At 71.0% G+C, this 17,203-nt stretch carries 16 protein-coding genes; 7 read left to right on the forward strand and 9 right to left on the reverse strand.

Going from position 1 to position 17,203, the window contains the following annotated elements; all coding sequences use genetic code 11:
• Positions 1-138: 138 nt before the first annotated feature.
• The 3 genes from FF041_RS12445 to ctaC are packed head-to-tail and all read right to left on the reverse strand — an operon-like array spanning position 139 to position 3,235.
• Complete coding sequence (locus tag FF041_RS12445) at positions 139-537, reverse strand: cytochrome c oxidase subunit 4 (protein ID WP_323372328.1); 399 nt, start codon at positions 535-537, stop codon at positions 139-141.
• Positions 534-2,273 carry an aa3-type cytochrome oxidase subunit I gene (ctaD, locus tag FF041_RS12450; RefSeq protein WP_323372327.1) on the reverse strand — a complete coding sequence of 580 codons (1,740 nt, stop codon included), beginning with the start codon at positions 2,271-2,273 and terminating at the stop codon, positions 534-536. The genes FF041_RS12445 and ctaD overlap by 4 nt, the downstream gene beginning before the upstream one ends.
• Positions 2,270-3,235, reverse strand: coding sequence for an aa3-type cytochrome oxidase subunit II (gene ctaC / locus FF041_RS12455; protein WP_323391790.1), 966 nt, complete (start codon positions 3,233-3,235; stop codon positions 2,270-2,272). Before ctaC ends, ctaD begins: the two co-directional genes overlap by 4 nt.
• Positions 3,236-3,830: 595 nt before the next feature.
• On the opposite strand from ctaC, the gene FF041_RS12460 reads away from it, so the two are divergent.
• A complete protein-coding gene (locus FF041_RS12460) occupies positions 3,831-5,195 on the forward strand; it encodes a cysteine desulfurase/sulfurtransferase TusA family protein (RefSeq protein ID WP_323391792.1) in 1,365 nt (454 codons plus the stop codon).
• A gap of 147 nt (positions 5,196-5,342) precedes the next feature.
• Here FF041_RS12460 and FF041_RS12465 read toward each other — a convergent pair whose 3' ends face one another.
• Positions 5,343-6,317, reverse strand: coding sequence for a carbohydrate kinase family protein (locus tag FF041_RS12465; RefSeq protein ID WP_323391794.1), 975 nt, complete (start codon positions 6,315-6,317; stop codon positions 5,343-5,345).
• Positions 6,318-6,449: 132 nt separating this feature from the next.
• On the opposite strand from FF041_RS12465, the gene FF041_RS12470 reads away from it, so the two are divergent.
• Both FF041_RS12470 and FF041_RS12475 read left to right on the forward strand, forming a co-directional pair.
• Positions 6,450-6,671, forward strand: coding sequence for a hypothetical protein (locus FF041_RS12470; RefSeq protein ID WP_153522886.1), 222 nt, complete (start codon positions 6,450-6,452; stop codon positions 6,669-6,671).
• 96 nt (positions 6,672-6,767) lie between these two features.
• Positions 6,768-8,318, forward strand: a complete 1,551-nt coding sequence (locus tag FF041_RS12475) for a hypothetical protein (RefSeq protein ID WP_323391796.1) — start codon at positions 6,768-6,770, stop codon at positions 8,316-8,318.
• An 81-nt stretch (positions 8,319-8,399) separates the two neighbouring features.
• Here FF041_RS12475 and erpA read toward each other — a convergent pair whose 3' ends face one another.
• Positions 8,400-8,756, reverse strand: a complete 357-nt coding sequence (gene erpA / locus FF041_RS12480) for an iron-sulfur cluster insertion protein ErpA (RefSeq protein WP_153487119.1) — start codon at positions 8,754-8,756, stop codon at positions 8,400-8,402.
• Positions 8,757-9,035: 279 nt separating this feature from the next.
• Between erpA and nadA the strand changes: the two genes are divergently transcribed.
• Together nadA and FF041_RS12490 are read left to right on the forward strand one after the other, a co-directional pair.
• Positions 9,036-10,229 carry a quinolinate synthase NadA gene (nadA, locus tag FF041_RS12485; RefSeq protein ID WP_153522887.1) on the forward strand — a complete coding sequence of 398 codons (1,194 nt, stop codon included), beginning with the start codon at positions 9,036-9,038 and terminating at the stop codon, positions 10,227-10,229.
• Between the two features lie 280 nt (positions 10,230-10,509).
• Positions 10,510-11,706, forward strand: coding sequence for a multidrug effflux MFS transporter (locus FF041_RS12490; protein WP_153522888.1), 1,197 nt, complete (start codon positions 10,510-10,512; stop codon positions 11,704-11,706).
• A gap of 413 nt (positions 11,707-12,119) precedes the next feature.
• Here the strand turns inward: FF041_RS12490 and FF041_RS12495 are convergent, their stop codons facing one another.
• The 4 genes from FF041_RS12495 to FF041_RS12510 form a co-directional block, all read right to left on the reverse strand.
• Positions 12,120-12,803 carry a response regulator gene (locus FF041_RS12495; protein ID WP_153522889.1) on the reverse strand — a complete coding sequence of 228 codons (684 nt, stop codon included), beginning with the start codon at positions 12,801-12,803 and terminating at the stop codon, positions 12,120-12,122.
• Positions 12,775-14,025 (reverse strand): sensor histidine kinase, encoded by a 1,251-nt coding sequence (locus FF041_RS12500; protein WP_323391798.1) that lies wholly within the window; start codon positions 14,023-14,025, stop codon positions 12,775-12,777. The genes FF041_RS12495 and FF041_RS12500 overlap by 29 nt, the downstream gene beginning before the upstream one ends.
• Positions 14,026-14,320: 295 nt before the next feature.
• Positions 14,321-14,608 carry a PspA-associated protein PspAA gene (pspAA, locus tag FF041_RS12505; RefSeq protein ID WP_153487105.1) on the reverse strand — a complete coding sequence of 96 codons (288 nt, stop codon included), beginning with the start codon at positions 14,606-14,608 and terminating at the stop codon, positions 14,321-14,323.
• A gap of 32 nt (positions 14,609-14,640) precedes the next feature.
• Entirely contained in the window at positions 14,641-15,438 is a 798-nt protein-coding gene (locus tag FF041_RS12510) for a PspA/IM30 family protein (RefSeq protein ID WP_153522891.1), read from the reverse strand.
• Positions 15,439-15,744: 306 nt separating this feature from the next.
• Between FF041_RS12510 and FF041_RS12515 the strand changes: the two genes are divergently transcribed.
• Together FF041_RS12515 and FF041_RS12520 are read left to right on the forward strand one after the other, a co-directional pair.
• Positions 15,745-16,341 carry a DUF3043 domain-containing protein gene (locus FF041_RS12515; protein ID WP_323372428.1) on the forward strand — a complete coding sequence of 199 codons (597 nt, stop codon included), beginning with the start codon at positions 15,745-15,747 and terminating at the stop codon, positions 16,339-16,341.
• A 107-nt stretch (positions 16,342-16,448) separates the two neighbouring features.
• Positions 16,449-17,192, forward strand: a complete 744-nt coding sequence (locus FF041_RS12520) for a class I SAM-dependent methyltransferase (RefSeq protein ID WP_407698145.1) — start codon at positions 16,449-16,451, stop codon at positions 17,190-17,192.
• The last annotated feature ends 11 nt before the right edge of the window (positions 17,193-17,203 follow it).

Consider the following 17,203-nt stretch of genomic DNA (forward strand, 5'->3'; position numbering starts at 1 on the left):
CACACAATAGGAATATTGGATCGGACTGGCTCGCTGAGTGCGTACAAACGGGCGGACCCGGTCCCCCTCGGAGTGAAGGGGACCGGGTCCGGACCGTCTGCGTCTGCGTCCGACGCCGTTGGCGTCAGTGCCAGTGGATCACTGGTTCTGGTTCTCACCGCGGTAGTACTCAAACACCCAGCCGAAGAGGCCGATGAGGAGCAGCGGGAACGAGAAGTACACCAGCCACCAGCCGACGGCCACGCCGAGGAACGCGAGCGCACCGCCGATCGCCAGCGAGAGCGGCTGCCAGCTGTGCGGGGCGAAGAACCCCACCTCGCCGGCCTCGTCTGCGACATCGGCCTCGGTGTCGTCCTGGGCCATGGCGTCCACACGCTTGGCCGTGAAGGCCAGGTAGTAGCCGACCATGATGCAGAGACCGAACGCCAGGAAGAGCGCGGTGGTACCGGCCGGCTCCTTCGACCACACGCCGTAGAGAATGGCCACGGCGAGGACGAAGACGCTCAGCCAGAGGAACATCTTTCCCTGGATCTTCACTTGGCGGCCTCCTTCCCACTGGTGAGGGCCTTGTCGACCTCGCCGCGGTTGGCGAGCTGGTCGACGACCGCGATCTCGGGGTGATGCAGATCGAAGGCCGGGGATTCGGAACGGATCCGCGGCAGGGTGAGGAAGTTATGCCGCGGGGGCGGGCAGGACGTCGCCCATTCGAGCGAACGGCCGTAGCCCCACGGGTCGTCCACCTCGATCTTCTTTCCGTACTTCGCCGTCTTCCAGACGTTGTAGACGAACGGCAGGACCGAAGCGCCGAGAACGAACGAGGCGATGGTGGAGATGGTGTTCAGCGCGGTGAAGCCGTCTGCCGCCAGATAGTCGGCGTAACGCCGCGGCATGCCCTCGGCGCCCAGCCAGTGCTGGACCAGGAATGTGCCGTGGAAACCGACGAACAGCGTCCAGAAGGTGATCTTGCCGAGCCGCTCGTCCAGCATCTTTCCGGTGAACTTCGGCCACCAGAAATGGAAGCCGGCGAACATCGCGAAGACCACGGTGCCGAAGACGACGTAGTGGAAATGCGCGACGACGAAGTACGAGTCGGAGACGTGGAAGTCCAGCGGCGGCGAGGCCAGGATGACACCGGTCAGACCACCGAAGGTGAAGGTGATCAGGAAGCCGATGGTCCAGAGCATCGGTGTCTCGAAGGACAGCGACCCCTTCCACATCGTGCCGATCCAGTTGAAGAACTTCACACCGGTCGGCACCGCGATCAGGAAGGTCATGAAGGAGAAGAACGGCAGTAGCACGCCGCCTGTGACGTACATGTGGTGCGCCCACACCGTCACCGAGAGACCGGCGATGGCGATCGTCGCGCTGACCAGGCCCATGTAGCCGAACATCGGCTTACGGCTGAAGACCGGGATGATCTCGGAGACGATGCCGAAGAACGGCAGGGCGATGATGTACACCTCTGGATGGCCGAAGAACCAGAAGAGGTGTTGCCACAGCAGTGCGCCGCCGTTGGCCGCGTCGAAGATCTGCGCGCCGAACTTACGGTCCGCCTCCAGCGCGAAGAGCGCGGCGGCCAGCACCGGGAAGGCGAGCAGGACCAGCACACCGGTCAGCAGCACGTTCCAGGTGAAGATCGGCATGCGGAACATCGTCATGCCGGGAGCGCGCATGCAGATGATCGTGGTGATGAAGTTGACCGAGCCGAGGATGGTGCCGAAGCCGGAGAAGGCCAGACCCATGATCCACATATCGGCGCCTGCGCCCGGCGAGCGGACCGCGTCCGACAGCGGGGAGTAGGCGAACCAGCCGAAGTCGGCCGCACCCTGCGGGGTGAGGAAGCCGGCCACCGCGATGAGCGAGCCGAACAGGTAGAGCCAGTAGGCGAACATGTTCAGCCGCGGGAACGCCACATCGGGCGCGCCGATCTGAAGCGGCATGATCCAGTTCGCGAATCCGGCGAACAGCGGCGTCGCGAACATCAGCAGCATGATCGTGCCATGCATCGTGAACGCCTGGTTGAACTGCTCGTTCGACATGATCTGCGTGCCCGGACGGGCCAGCTCGGCGCGCATGAAGAGCGCCATGAGTCCGCCGATGCAGAAGAAGACGAACGACGTGACCAGGTAGAGCGTACCGATGGTCTTGTGGTCGGTGGTGGTCAGCCACTTCACCACCACATTGCCCGGCTGCTTGCGCCGTACCGGCAGCTCGTTCTCGTATGAGTCGTCAGCTGCTGCGGCGGCACCCTTGGGTTCGTTGAGGATGCTCACAGTTGCTTCTTCTCCGCGTCCTTGGCCGGGGTGGTCTGCTCAATGCCCGCCGGGATGTAGCCGGTCTGCCCCTTGTCGGCCAGATCCTTCAGATACTCCTGGTAGCGCTCCGGAGAGACCACCTTGACGTTGAAGAGCATCCGGGAGTGGTCGACGCCGCACAGCTCGGCGCACTTGCCGCGGAAGGTGCCTTCCTTGGTGGCGGTGACCTCGAAGGCGTTGGTGTGGCCCGGGATCACGTCCTGCTTGAAGAGGAAGGGAACCACCCAGAAGGAGTGGATCACATCACGGGAGGTGAGGATGAAGCGGACCTTCTCGCCCTTGGGGAGCACGAGCGTCGGGCCCGGGTTGCCGGTCTGCGGGTTACGGGTGCCGGGGATGCCGGCCTCGTACACGCCGCCGGCGTTCGCCGGGAAGTCGTCGACGTACTTGTTCGGGATGGCCTTGAGGTTCTTGTCCGTCTTGGCGTCGCCCTTGGAGCCGTCGACGTTCTCGATGTAGTTGAAACCCCAGCTCCACTGGTAGCCGACCACATTGATGGTGTGGGCGGGCTTTTCGGAGAGGGAGAGCAGCCTGGACTCATCACGCGCGGTGAAATAGAAGAACACCGAGACGATGATGAGCGGAACCACGGTGTACAGCGCCTCGATGGGCAGGTTGTACCGGGTCTGCGGAGGTACCTCCACCTTGCTGCGGGTGCGCCGGTGGAAGAAAACGCTCCACAGGATCAGGCCCCACACCAGGACGCCCGTGACGAGCGCGGCAGCCCAGGATCCCTGCCACAGGGAGAGGATGATCGGAGCCTCTTCCGTGACCGGGGTGGGCATACCGAGGCGGGGGAAGTCCTTGTATGTGTATTCGCAGCCGGTGGCGGTAACCAGGATCAGGCCCGCAGTCAGCACCTGCGGCAGCTTCCGCCGCATCGGGCGCCGCGACGAGCGGTCGGAGCCGTTGGGACTCACGTAGCGCCTTCCCGAGAGTCTCGGCCCGCGCGACGGGCGTGCGGCCGTCTCGCTGGTCGGTCGCCGGCCCTGACGCGGGCAGGGGTTTGGATGTTTATGCGGACCAAACCCTACTGGACGCTATTTGGGGTCGCGCGGGGAGGGTGCCCAACGCGCCGTCCGACACCCCGAAGGAGTGGAATCGCCCTGGACAGGGCGTGGTTTTCGGCTGGAATCGCTCGGGTATTCGGCCGGGAGGCGGCCGGGTCTCCGGCCGGGAAGCGGCCGGGAAACCGGCCGGGAAACCGGCGTCCGGCGGAGGGCGGCCGGGGCTTCCCTGGGCCCGGGCTTCGCCGAGTCCGGGGCCGGCTCGCCCGGCCCGAGGCTTGCCTGAGTCCGAGGGTTGCTCGCCCGGGCCGAGGCTTGCCCGGCTCCGGGACTTCTCCGACTCCCGGGCTTCTCCGACTCCCGGGCTTCTCCGACTCCCGGGCTTCCCCGGCTCCGAGGCTTGCCCGACTCCGAGGCTTGCCCGACTCCGAGGCTTCCCCGGCTCCGAGGCTGACCTGTCCCTCGGGGCTGACGGTGCCTCGGGGCGGGTGGGCGCTAGCGTGGCGGCGTGCCCTACTTCGACGCCGCGTCCTCCGCTCCCCTGCATCCGATGGCCCGCGCCGCTCTCCAGGCCGCCCTCGACGAGGGGTGGGCCGACCCCGCCCGGCTCTACCGGGAGGGCAGACGCGCCCGGATGCTGCTGGACGCGGCGCGGGAGACGGCGGCGGAGGCGGTCGGCTGCCGCCCGGACGAGCTGGTCTTCACCGCCTCGGGGACCCATGCGGTCCACCAGGGGATCGCGGGCGCGCTCGCGGGACGCCGGCGGGTGGGGCGGCGGGTGGTGGTCTCGGCGGTGGAGCACTCCTCCGTACTGCACGCGGCGGGCGAGGACGCGGCCGTCGTGCCGGTCGAGCGCTCCGGGCGGGTGGAGCTCGCCGCCTTCACGGCGGCGCTGGCCGGGGACACCGCGCTGGCGTGTCTCCAGTCGGCCAATCACGAGGTCGGCACGGAGCAGCCGGTGGCGGAGGCGGCCGAGGCGTGCCGGGCGGCGGGGGTGCCGCTGCTGGTGGACGCCGCGCAGTCGCTGGGCTGGGGTCCGGTGGCGGACGGCTGGTCGCTGCTGACCGCGAGCGCCCATAAGTGGGGCGGCCCGGCGGGGGTGGGCCTGCTGGCGGTGCGCAAGGGGGTGCGGTTCGCGCCGCAAGGCCCGGCGGACGAACGGGAGTCGGGGCGGTCGCCCGGTTTCCCGAATCTGCCGGCGATCGTGGCGGCGGCGGCCTCGCTGCGGGCCGTGCGGGCGGAGGCGGCGGCGGAGGCGGCGCGGCTGAGCGCCCTGGTGGACCGGATCCGCGCCCGGGTGCCGGAGCTGGTCCCCGATACGGAGGTGGTGGGCGATCCCGTACGCCGTCTCCCCCATCTGGTCACCTTCTCCTGTCTCTATGTCGATGGGGAGACGCTCCTGTCCGAGCTGGACCGGGAGGGCTTCTCGGTGTCGTCGGGCTCGTCGTGCACATCGAGCACGCTGACGCCGAGCCATGTGCTGCGGGCGATGGGCGTGCTGAGCGAGGGGAATGTGCGGGTGTCGCTGCCGTACGGCACCTCGGCGCAGGAGGTGGACCGCTTTCTGGCGGTGCTGCCCGGGGTGGTGTCCTCGGTACGGGAGCGGCTGGGCGTGCCGGTGGGCACGGGGGCGGATGCGGCGGGGCCGGCGGCGCTGGTGGTGGACGCGCTGGGGAAGCGCTGCCCGATTCCGGTGATCGAGCTGGCGAAGGTGATCGGCCGGGTGCCCGTCGGGGGGACGGTGACGGTGCTGTCGGACGACGAGGCGGCGCGGCTGGACATTCCGGCGTGGTGCGGGATGCGGGAGCAGGAGTACGTGGGGGCGGAGCCCCGGGAGCGGGGGGCGGCGTACACGGTGCGCCGCCTGGTCTGAGGCCCGGCGGCTCCGGACGGCCGGGGCGTCCGGCGGGGCTTGCGCTTGCGGGCCGTATGCCGGGGCGTCCGGCGGGACTTGTGGTCCGGCGGCAGGAGGCATGCGGAGGGCCCGCGTCCGGTGGACGCGGGCCCCGGGCGGGCGGGGTCAGGCCAGATGGGCCTTGACCTCGGCGCCGGCCTCGTCGCCGTACGCCTTGGTGAAGCGGTCCATGAAGTGGGCGCGGCGCAGGGTGTACTCCTGGGTGCCCAGGGTCTCGATCACCAGCGTCGCCAGCATGCAGCCGATCTGCGCGGCCCGCTCCAGGCCGACGCCCCACGACAGACCGGAGAGGAAGCCGGCCCGGAAGGCGTCGCCGACTCCGGTGGGGTCGACCTTGGCGTCCTCCTCCGGGCAGCCCACCTCGATCGGGTCGTCCCCGGCCCGCTCGATGCGCACTCCGCGCGAGCCGAGGGTGGTGACCCGGTGGCCGACCCGGGAGAGGATCTCCTCCTCGGTCCAGCCGGTCTTCGACTCGATGAGCCCCTTCTCGTACTCGTTGGAGAAGAGGTAGGTCGCCCCGTCCAGCAGTATCCGGATCTCGTCCCCGTTCATCCGGGCGATCTGCTGGGAGAAGTCGGCGGCGAAGGGGATCTTCCGGGAGCGGCACTCCTCGGTGTGGCGCAGCATCGCCTCGGGGTCGTCCGCTCCGATCAGGACCAGATCGAGCCCGCCGACGCGCTCGGCGACCGACTGGAGTTCGATCAGCCGGGCCTCGCTCATCGCTCCGGTGTAGAAGGAGCCGATCTGGTTGTGGTCGGCGTCGGTGGTGCAGACGAAACGGGCGGTGTGCAGCACCTCGGAAATCCGTACGGACCCGGTGTCCACGCCGTGGCGGTCCAGCCAGGCCCGGTACTCGTCGAAGTCCGCCCCCGCGGCGCCGACCAGGACGGGGTCGGTGCCGAGCTGGCCCATGCCGAAGCAGATGTTCGCCGCGACCCCTCCTCGGCGCACATTGAGGCCGTCGACCAGGAAGGAGAGGGAGACCGTGTGCAACTGGTCCGCGACCAACTGATCGGCGAAGCGGCCGGGGAAAGTCATGAGGTGGTCGGTTGCGATGGAGCCGGTGACTGCGATTCGCACGGCGATGCGCTCCTGTGGCGGGGGTGGAGATGACGCCTAACGCTACCCGGTCACAGCCGGGCCAGCCGATAGGGCGAAACTACCCGATAGTAGATCTTTTTTATCGTAGCTCCGACTGCGTACGGTGCGGACATGACCGAGTCCAGCAGCTATGAGCCCGTCTCCCGCCGCGCGGCGCGCGAGTCCGACCTCACCCTCGCGCAGCTGCGCGGCGACTGCGTCCGGATGGCCCCGCACTGGCGGGTGCCCCCGGTGACGCCCGATATGCCCGTACCGCCGTCCCGTATCCACGGTGTGGTCGTGCCGGCGGTCTCCGTACGGCTCGTGGACGCGATGCCCCGGTACGGCGGCTGAGGCGCCCCTCGGCGGTGCGCCGGGGAACCGTACGCGCTCCCGCCCCGTCCCATAGCCGCCCGGGTGACACGGCGACGGGACAGAAGGAGCGATGCGGTGGTCGGCGGCGAGAACCTCAAGGACGTATCCGAAGGCGCGGTGCGCCGGCGTTTTCCGCTGATCGTCTCGGTGGCGGCGGTGGTGCTGGTCGCGAGCGGTGGCGGCGTGTATCTCGCGACGGCGGGCTCCGGGGGCGGCGGCCCGGCGGCGGAGAGCGCCGCCGTGCGCCAGGACGGCGGCGGGGGCGACGCGCCCCGGCTGTCGACGGAGCCGGATCCCGGCCGGAGCGTGGCGCCCGGGGAGCCCAGCCCCTCGGGCGGGATCCGCTATGTCGCCGAGGGAGAGTTCCCCCGGGGTCCGGAGCGGGCCGCCGTACACCGTATGACCGGCACGGTCTCCTCGGCCGAGGTGCTCCGGCTGGCCCGTGCGCTCGGGCTGGCGGGCACTCCGCAGCGGTCGGGCGGTCAGTGGAGCGTCGGCGGCGCGGAGGACGGTACGGGCCCGGTGCTGCGGGTGGAGACGGCGGCGCCGGGGCAGTGGACCTTCCGCGCGCACGGCCCCTCGGGCGGGGACGACTGCCGCAAGGGCCCCAGCTGCCCGGCCGGAGATCCCCCGGCGAACGCCACGGGTGAGCCGCTGAGCGAGCGGGCCGGGAAAGAGGCCGCCGCCCCGGTGCTCGCGGCGGCCGGGCAGAGCGGCGCGCGGCTGTTCGCCGAGGAGTCGCTCGGCGCGGTGCGGATCGTCAACGCGGATCCGGTCGTCGGCGGGCTGACGACCTACGGCTGGTCCACCGATCTCCAGATCGGCGCGGACGGGCGGGTGGTGCGCGGTGAGGGGCGGCTGAAGAAGCCGGTGCGGGGCGGGGAGGTCGCGGTGGTCTCCGCGGACCGGACGCTGGCCCGGCTGAACGAGGGCCGCCGCGCCGGGGCGGGGGCCGCATCCGCGCTCTCCGGGTGCGGGCCGTCGAAGGCGCGGGACGACCGGCCGCGGCACGATGTGCCCTGCGGGCCGTCCGCCTGCGCGTCGGCGGTGCCGCTGGCGGGCGGGGGCGGCCGGAGCACCGCCGGCCCCTGCCGCGCCGGGACGGCTCCCACGGCCGTCCCCTCCCCCACCGCCGCACCCCGCCGGGTCCCGGTCGCCGGGGCCGAGTTCGGGCTGTCGGTGGAGTACCGGGACGGGACGCAGTCGCTGGTGCCGTCCTGGCTGTTCCGCGTGGCGCCGGGCGGGGACCGGGAGGAGTACACGGAGGCCGTGCCCGCGTCGGCGGACCCGTCCCCGTACCCGTCCTCGAAGGCTTCGGTGACCGTGCCGCCGGAGGAGCCTTCCGCCACGCCGCCGTCGGCCGGGGGTGTGATCCAGTCGTACCGGGTGGACGGCCGGAGGCTGACGCTGACGTTCTGGGGCGGGGTGTGCGCCGACTACCGGGCCACGGCGGCGGAGAGCGGCGGCCGGGTGACGGTGCGGATCGTCGCGCCGGAGCCCGAGCCGGGCGAGGTCTGCATCGAACTGGCCAAGGAACTGACGGAGTCGGTGACGCTTGACGAGCGGTTGGGCGACCGGAGGGTCGTGGACGCGCAGACCGGCACGGAGGTGCCCGCCGGTCGCTGACAGCGGGCGGGACCGGTCCCATGACGGCGGAAGGCGGCGACCCACGGGGGGTCACCGCCTTCCGCGCCGCGTGGCCGCGGATCAGTTGAAGGAGTCTCCACAGGCGCAGGATCCCGTGGCGTTCGGGTTGTCGATCGTGAAGCCCTGCTTCTCGATGGTGTCCACGAAGTCGATGGAGGCGCCGATCAGATACGGGGCGCTCATCCGGTCGGTGACGACCTTGACGCCGTCGAAGTCCTTGACGACATCGCCGTCGAGCGAGCGCTCGTCGAAGAAGAGCTGGTAGCGCAGGCCGGAGCAGCCGCCGGGCTGAACGGCGACGCGCAGCGCCAGATCATCCCGCCCCTCCTGGTCCAGCAGGGCCTTGACCTTGGCCGCGGCGGCGTCGGACAGGAGGATGCCGTCGCTCACGGTGGTGGTCTCGTCCGATACGGACATCTGCTTCATCACTCCCGGGATGGTCTCCCCGGCACGAGGCAGGGAAGGGTACGGAGACTGCTTGCCGACCATTGCAACCGGCACGGCCGCGGAATCATTCCGGGCCGCCTGCGTTCTTTCCCTTCATGCTCGCACACCGCACCGGCGGAGGTCATGACCGCGCGGACGGGGGTGCGTCACATCGACGCTATGGCCATCGTCAAAGTGACATGAAGCAGTTATGATAGATAACGTCAAATAGACGAAAAGGTCTGCGCAGAAAAAGAAAGGGTGTGTGTCTTGACCACCGCCCAAGCCCGTACGGAGCCGCAGGACGTGCTCGATGTACAGCCGACGCCGCTCGCCCTGCTGCTGCTCGGCCGGGAAGCCGACCCCAGGAGCGAGCGCGGGGTGGAGTGCCCCGGCGATCTGCCCTCTCCCTCCGACCCGGACCTGGTGGAGCGCGCCCGCGCGGCCAAGGAGAAGCTCGGCAGCAAGGTCTTCGTCCTGGGCCACCACTACCAGCGCGACGAGGTCATCCAGTTCGCCGATGTCACGGGTGACTCCTTCAAGCTGGCGAGGGACGCGGCGGCGCGGCCGGAGGCCGAGTACATCGTCTTCTGCGGCGTCCACTTCATGGCGGAGTCCGCGGACATCCTCACCTCCGACCGCCAGAAGGTCGTTCTGCCCGATCTGGCCGCCGGCTGCTCCATGGCCGACATGGCGACGGCCGAGCAGGTCGCGGAGTGCTGGGACGTGCTGACCGACGCCGGGATCGCCGAGCAGGTCGTCCCCGTGTCGTATATGAACTCCTCCGCCGACATCAAGGCCTTCACCGGCGAGCACGGCGGCACGATATGCACGTCGTCCAACGCCAAGCGGGCCCTGGACTGGGCCTTCGAGCAGGGCGAGAAGGTGCTCTTCCTCCCCGACCAGCACCTGGGGCGCAACACCGCCGTACGGGACATGGGCCTGTCGCTGGACGACTGCGTCCTCTACAACCCGCACAAGCCGGGCGGCGGGCTGACCGTGGAGCAGCTGCGCGCGGCGAAGATGATCCTGTGGCGCGGCCACTGCTCGGTGCACGGCCGGTTCTCGCTGGAGTCGGTCGAGGACGTCCGGGCGCGGATCCCGGGGGTGCGGGTGCTGGTGCACCCCGAGTGCAAGCACGAGGTCGTGGCCGCCGCCGACCAGGTCGGCTCCACGGAGTACATCATCAAGGAGCTGGACGCGGCTCCGGCCGGTTCGAAGTGGGCGATCGGCACCGAGCTGAATCTGGTCCGCCGCCTCGCGAACGCCCACCCGGACAAGGAGATCGTCTTCCTCGACAAGACGGTCTGCTTCTGCTCGACCATGAACCGGATCGATCTGCCGCATCTGGTGTGGACGCTGGAGTCGCTGGCCGAGGGCTCGCTGGTCAACCGGATCGAGGTCGACAGCGAGACGGAGAAGTTCGCCAAGCTGGCGCTGGAGCGGATGCTCGCGCTGCCGTAACGGCCGGCGGGATCAGGCGCTCCGGCCGTTCTCGGGCCGGGGCGCCTCTTGGTTCTCCCATGGGCGGCGGATAGCCTTCCCCGTGGCGGGCGCGGCGAGCGCGCCGCCGAAGAATTCCGCCCTGGCGTTCCCGATCGGGGGCAGTGCCCCCGATCCGCCCTCCGGGCCGGTCCCACCGTCCGACACGGCGCCCCCCGAATTCTTCTCTCCTTCGTCTTCATCTCCTTCGTCTCCGGCGCATCCTTCCCGCGCTCCGCTCTGTGGGGGTCCTTTCTCTGCCATGCCACTGCTGACCGGCGCGCTCGCGCTGCTCTGTGTGGTCGGTCCGCTGTCGACCGACATGTATCTGCCGGCCTTTCCCCGGATGGGCCAGGAGCTGGGCACGGACGCGTCCGGGGTGCAGCTCACCCTGACCGCGTTCCTGGTCGGGATGACGCTGGGGCATCTGGTGTTCGGGCCGCTCTCCGACCGTTACGGGCGGCGGGGGCCGCTGCTGGCCGGGTCCGTGGTGTGCGCCCTGGCCACCGCGCTCTGCGCCGTGGCCCCGTCGCTGGAGTGGCTGGTGGGCGCGCGGTTCGTCGCCGGGTTCGCCGGGGCGGCCGGGATCGTCATCGGCCGTGCGGTGGTCGCCGATGTGGCCGAGGGGGCCGCCGCGGCGAAGCTGCTGGCCCTGCTGATGACGCTGGGCACCATAGCCCCGATCGTCGCGCCGCTCGCCGGCGGCGGTGTGATCGAGGTCTTCGGCTGGCGCGGGGTCTTCTGGGTGCTGAGCGCGGTGGCCGCGGCCGTCGCGGCGGCGGTCGCCGTCGGAGTGCCGGAGAGCCTGCCCGGGGAGAAGCGGCGGCGGGGCGGGCTCGGCGAGTTCGCGGCCTCCGTGCGGGAGGTGGTGGGCGACCGGGCCTACACCGGCTACACCCTGGCGTTCTCCTTCGGTTTCGGCACGCTCTTCTGCTACATCGCCGGATCGCCGTTTCTGCTCCAGAACGTACTGGGGCTGAGCGTGGGGGCGTCGGCCGTGGCCTTCAGCTGCGGGGCGGTGGTCGCGGCGCTGGCAGGGGTGGTGAACGCCCGGCTGGTGGAGCGGGCGGGGCCCGGACGGCTGCTGCGCACCGGGCTGTTCGCGATGCTCGCGGGGAGCGCCGCGCTGCTGCTGGCGGCCGGGACCGGGGTGCTCACGGCGGCGCTCTGTCTGCCGCTGGTGGCGGTGGTGTGCGCGGGGATCGGGCTGGCGTTCTCGAACGCGGCGGCGCTGGCGATCGGCCGGGTGCCGGGGGCGGCGGGCACCGCCTCGGCGCTGCTGGGGACGGTGCAGAGCGCGCTGGGGGCCGTGGTGGCGCCTCTGGTGGGGGATACGGCGGGGGCTCTGTTCTTCTGGATGACGGTGTGCGCGGGGCTGGCGGTGCTGTCGGGGTGGGCGGCGGAGCGTGCGGTGGCGTCGGAGGGTCGGCCCGGGAGGGCCGCGGTGCCCGGCGACTGAGCCCGCTCCGTAGCTGGATCTCGTGTGCGAGCCGCCCCGCCCGGCGTCGGGCCCTTGTCGGGGGCCAGCCCCCGAACCCCCGCTCCTCAATCTCCCCCAGACTCCGTCCGGGGGGACCCCCAAGGGGCTGATTTTGGCCCCCCGTGCCTCAATGGGAAGGGGTCGCGTTCCCCAGCAACTGGGCTGGAGGCTCCCCGACACACCCGGGACAGGCGGGCGTTCGAGTCTCAGGGGAGGGGGCCGCGCAGGGGTGGTGCCGGGACGTAAAGCGTGATTTGTGGCGCGAAGGAGGCCCGCCATCAAACAAGGACTGGAAACGCGCCCGTAAATCATGAGTCCCGGCACCACCCCGGAGCGGCCCCCGCACCTACCCCACCGGCCCCAGCCCAGAACAGGCCCCCGCCCGCCGGAGGCTACTCCACCCGTGGACGTACCAGACCCGATTCGTAGGCGATGACGACCAGTTGAGCCCGGTCGCGGGCGCCCAGCTTCGCCATCGCGCGGTTCACATGGGTCTTGACGGTGAGCGGGGAGACCTGGAGGCGCTCGGCGATCTCGTCGTTGGAGAGGCCCCCGCCGACCTGGACGAGAACCTCCCGCTCGCGCACGGTCAGCGCGTTGAGCCGCTCGGAGAAGGTCTCGCTCTTCTCGTCGTCGGCGTCGTCGCCCTGGGCGAGGAACCTGGCGATCAGGCTCTTGGTCGCGGCCGGGGAGAGCAGCGATTCGCCGGCCGCCGCGATCCTGATGGCGTTGAGCAGCTCCTCCGGCTCCGCGCCCTTGCCCAGGAACCCGGAGGCTCCGGCGCGCAGCGACTGGATGACGTACTCGTCCACCTCGAAGGTCGTCAGCATCACCACGCGCACCTGGGTGAGTTCGGGGTCGGAGCTGATCTCACGGGTGGCGGCGAGTCCGTCCATCCCCGGCATCCGTATGTCCATCAGAACGACGTCGGCACGCTCCGAGCGGGTGAGGGCGACGGCTTGGGCCCCGTCCGCGGCCTCCCCCACCACCTCCATGTCCGGTTCCGAGTCCACCAGGATGCGGAACGCGCTGCGCAGCAGCGTCTGGTCATCGGCGAGCAGTACCCTGATCGTCATCTGTTCTCCCCCTGTGGGCCTGGAGAGGCAGTATCGCCTGAACGCGGTAGCCTCCCCCGAATCGGGGGCCGGTGCTGAGCCGGCCGCCGAGTGCGGAGACCCGCTCGCGCATGCCGAGCAGTCCATGGCCGCCGTCGGACGCCTCCTGGCCGGGGGGCGGCGGCACGCCGTCGTCGAGGATCGTGACCTCCAGGGTCAGCCCCACCCGGATCACGCTCACCTCGGCTCTGGCGTCGGGACCCGCGTGCTTGCGGACGTTGGTCAGCGCCTCCTGGATGATCCGGTACGCGGCCAGGTCGACGGCGGCGGGCGGTCTGATGCCGTCGTCGGCGCGGGCCACCTCCACGGCCATGCCCGCCTGCCGGAAGGTGGTGACCAGTTCATCGAGCACATCGAGTCCGGGGGCGGGTTCGGTGGGGGCCTCCGGGTCGCCGGACTGACGGAGCAGCCCCACGGTGGCGCGCAGTTCGTTGAGGGCGGAGCGGCTGGCCTCCCGGACATGGGAGAGGGCCTCTTTGGCCTGGTCGGGGCGTTTGTCCATGACATGGGCCGCCACTCCCGCCTGCACATTGACCAGGGCTATGTGATGGGCGACCACATCGTGGAGGTCGCGGGCTATCCGGAGCCGTTCCTCGGCGACCCGGCGGCGGGCCTCCTCATCGCGGGTGCGCTCGGCGCGTTCGGCTCGTTCCCGTATGGCGTCGACGAACGCCCGGCGGCTGCGCACGGCGTCTCCCGCGGCGGCGGCCATCCCGGTCCAGGCGAAGATGCCCAGATTCTCCTGGGTGTACCAGGGGGTGGAGCCGAAGAACATGGCGGTGCCGGTCAGTCCGGTCATGGTGAGCAGCCCGACCCGCCAGGTGGTGGGGCGGTCGGTGCGCGAGGCGACGGTGTAGAGGGCGACGACGGCGGCCATCGCGACCGGTGCGGAGGGGTCGCCGAAGCCGAGTTCCACGACGGAGAGCACGCTGGTGAAGACCAGGACGCGCATCGGGCTGCGGCGGCGGGCGATGAGCGCGGCGGCGACCAGGACCATCAGCACCACACTGCGCGCGGCGGGGGTGCGGGTGCCGAACTCGGGTCCGTGCTCCCCGTTGGGCTCGGCGAACGAGCCGATGACCATGGAGATCAGCACGATCAGGGCGAGAGCTCCGTCGAACGCCAGCGGATGGTCGCGAAGCCAGCGCTGGGTGCGGGCGAACCCGGTGGCGAGTGAGGTCACGGCAGGCAACGTTACGGCGTACGGAGACGGCCGTGCGCCGACTGCGGGCGACGGCGCGGGCTCGCGGCTCCGGCTGCGGGCGACGGCGCGGGCTCGCGGCTCCGGCTGCGGGCGACAGCGCGGGCTCACGGCTCCAGCTACGGGGGACCTCGCGCGGGCTCACAGCCCCGGCACGGGCTTGGGGCCCAGCCTCGGTGAGCCGACCGCCCTCGGGGCCCTCATAGCCCCGCGCCCGTCAGCCCGGGGCCCAGGATTCGGACGGCAGCCCGCCCGGCGCGATGCCCGCGGCAGGCGGTCAGCCGGGGAGCCCGGGGATCAGGCCCTCGTCGCCGAGGAGCTGCCGTACGTCCTCAAGGGTCGCGTCCGGACCCGGGAGGATCAGCTCGGACGGCTCCAGGACGTCGTCCGGGAGGGGCTCGCCGAGGTCGCGGACCCGGGCCAGCAGCGCGGCGAGGGTCCGGTGGAACCCCTCCCCGTCCCCGCGCTCCATCTCGGCCAGCAGCTCGTCGTCGAGCCTGTTCAGTTCGGCGAAGTGGCTGTCCGCCAACTTCACCTGCCCCTCCCCCATGATCCGTACGATCATGACGAGTCCCTACCGCCGAAGGCCCCCGGGGCCTACTGCTTGTCGAAGTTGGGCCTGCCCTGCTGCTGGCGCTGGGCGTCCTGCGCGTTCGCGCCGCCCTCGATGGCCTGCTGCGAGGCACCGGTGCCACCCGCCAGCTCGGCCTTCATCCGCTGAAGCTCCAGCTCTACATCCGTACCACCGGAGATGCGGTCCAGCTCGGCGGCGATGTCGTCCTTGGCCATTCCGGAGGAGTCGTCGAGCGCGCCGGAGGCGAGCAGCTCGTCGATCGCGCCGGCCCTGGCCTGGAGCTGGGCGGTCTTGTCCTCGGCCCGCTGGATCGCCAGGCCCACATCGCCCATCTCCTCCGAGATGCCGGAGAAGGCCTCGCCGATCCGGGTCTGCGCCTGGGCGGCGGTGTAGGTGGCCTTGATGGTCTCCTTCTTCGTACGGAAGGCGTCGACCTTGGCCTGGAGGCGCTGGGCCGCGAGGGTGAGCTTCTCCTCCTCGCCCTGGAGCGTCTGGTGCTGGGTCTCCAGATCGCTGACCTGCTGCTGGAGCGCGGCGCGGCGGGAGAGCGCCTCACGCGCCAGATCCTCGCGGCCGAGCGCCAGCGCCTTGCGCCCCTGGTCCTCCAGCTTGCTGGACTGTCCCTGGAGCTGGTTCAGCTGTAGCTCCAGGCGCTTGCGGGAGGTCGCCACGTCGGCGACTCCACGGCGCACCTTCTGAAGCAGCTCCAGCTGCTTCTGGTACGAGTAATCGAGGGTCTCGCGCGGATCCTCAGCCCGGTCAAGGGCCTTGTTTGCCTTCGCGCGGAAGATCATCCCCATACGCTTCATGACACCGCTCATGGGCTTCGCGCGCCCCCTTCTGACGGACTCCGGCTCCAGAACTCCAACAGAACCCACAGTACGGGCCCTGCATCCATTACCGCACTGTTCGAGCGCTGATGCGCTCATCCGCAAGGACGACTGCGTGGTGCTTCCGATCCAGCGCAAGGAGTAGACGACCGTCAGGGAAACCTCGGGCCGCGTCCGCCCCGCACCCCCTTTCCGCCCTGTGCTGACGCGTTTCCGCCCTGTGCTGACGCGGGGTGTTGCCGGATCGTTCCCCTCCGGCGTTGGGTCCATGCCTGCCACCCCGTACCCTTGGGCTTTGTGTTCCGTAGCCGTGCCAAGACAGAGAAGGCCCCCACCGATCAGGTGACGGCGGACCTCTCCCAGCAGTCCCGCGATCCCGAGGCCCCGAAGGGCCGCCCCACTCCCAAGCGGAGTGAGGCCCAGACCCAGCGCCGTCGTGCCGCCACCCAGCCGCTCGACCGCAAGGCGGCCATGCGCCGTCAGCGGGAGGCCCGCCGGGCGGATCTCGCTCGCCAGCGGGAAGCGCTGGCGAGCGGTGACGAGCGGTATCTCCCCGTCCGGGACAAGGGACCGGTGCGCCGGTTCGCCCGTGACTTCGTGGACTCCCGCTTCTGCGTCGCCGAGTTCTTCCTGCCGCTCGCGGTGGTCATTCTGATCATGAGCATGATCCAGGTCGGTCAGCTCCAGAGCATCGCGCTGCTGGTCTGGCTCGGCGTGATCGTGATGATCATCATCGACTCGATCGGCCTGGGCATCCGGCTGAAGAAGCAGCTCAATGAGCGCTTCCCGGACGAGCCCAAGCGCGGCGCCGTGGCCTACGCCCTGATGCGTACGCTCCAGATGCGCCGGCTCCGGCTGCCGAAGCCGCAGGTCAAGCGCGGAGAGCGACCCTGAGCACCCAGGCCCCGGGAGCCGCGGACGCGGTGCCCGGCGGCCCGGAAGCGGTGCCCGGAGGTCCAGCGGCCGGCGTCCCGGCGGCTGCCGCCGGGACCGCGGCGTCGATCCGGCAGGAGCTGGTCGCGCGTCAGCTCGATGAGCAGATAGCGGCCCGCTTCCCGGTGGGACAGCGGCTGCGGATCCTCGACGTCGGCATGGGCCGGGGCGCGCAGACGCTGCGGCTGGCACGGGCGGGACACGAGGTCACCGGACTGGAGTCGGACCCCGCCCTGCTCGGCGTGGCCGAGGCCGCCCTCGCGGTCGAACCGGACGGGATCCGTGCGCGGGTCCGGCTGATCGAGGGCGACTGCCGGGAAGCCGGGGTGCACTTCCTGCCCGGCGGCTTCGATGTGGTGCTCTGCCATGAGGTGCTGCTGTCGTCGCAGGAGCCGGACGCGATGCTCGCGGGCCTGGCCCGGATGCTGGCCCCGCGCGGACTGCTCTCCCTGCTCATACGGAACGCGGACGCACTGGCCCTCGGGCCCGGGCTGGCCGGGGACTGGGCCGGGGCGCTGGCCGTGTTCGACGCGGACACCGCAGCGGACCGGCGCGGCACGCCGGTGCGGGCCGACCGGCTGGAAGTGCTCACCTCGGCGCTCGCGGGGATCGCGGCCCCACTGCACGCCTGGTACGGCGTGGAGGTCTTCACCGGCTGGTCGGCGAACCGCCCGGCGGCGGTCGGCGATGAGCCGGCGCGGCTGCTGGCGGCCGAGGACCGGGCCGGGCGCACGGACCCCTACCGCCGGATCGCCGCGCTGCTGCATCTGTGCGGAGCGCGCGACACCCGGGAGACCGGGCCGGCCGCCTGAGCGGCGGGCCC

The sequence above is a fragment of the Streptomyces jumonjinensis genome (genome assembly GCF_009600885.1).
Taxonomy (GTDB): Bacteria; Actinomycetota; Actinomycetes; order Streptomycetales; family Streptomycetaceae; genus Streptomyces; species Streptomyces jumonjinensis.

What these genes read in the sequence shown, in the direction of transcription:
- FF041_RS12490 (WP_153522888.1), top strand. Translation starts at nt 10,510, where the DNA reads ATGCCACTGCTGACCGGCGCGCTCGCGCTGCTCTGTGTGGTCGGTCCG.
- erpA (WP_153487119.1), bottom strand. Translation starts at nt 8,756, where the DNA reads ATGTCCGTATCGGACGAGACCACCACCGTGAGCGACGGCATCCTCCTG.
- FF041_RS12510 (WP_153522891.1), bottom strand. Translation starts at nt 15,438, where the DNA reads ATGAGCGGTGTCATGAAGCGTATGGGGATGATCTTCCGCGCGAAGGCA.
- FF041_RS12495 (WP_153522889.1), bottom strand. Translation starts at nt 12,803, where the DNA reads ATGACGATCAGGGTACTGCTCGCCGATGACCAGACGCTGCTGCGCAGC.
- pspAA (WP_153487105.1), bottom strand. Translation starts at nt 14,608, where the DNA reads ATGATCGTACGGATCATGGGGGAGGGGCAGGTGAAGTTGGCGGACAGC.
- FF041_RS12470 (WP_153522886.1), top strand. Translation starts at nt 6,450, where the DNA reads ATGACCGAGTCCAGCAGCTATGAGCCCGTCTCCCGCCGCGCGGCGCGC.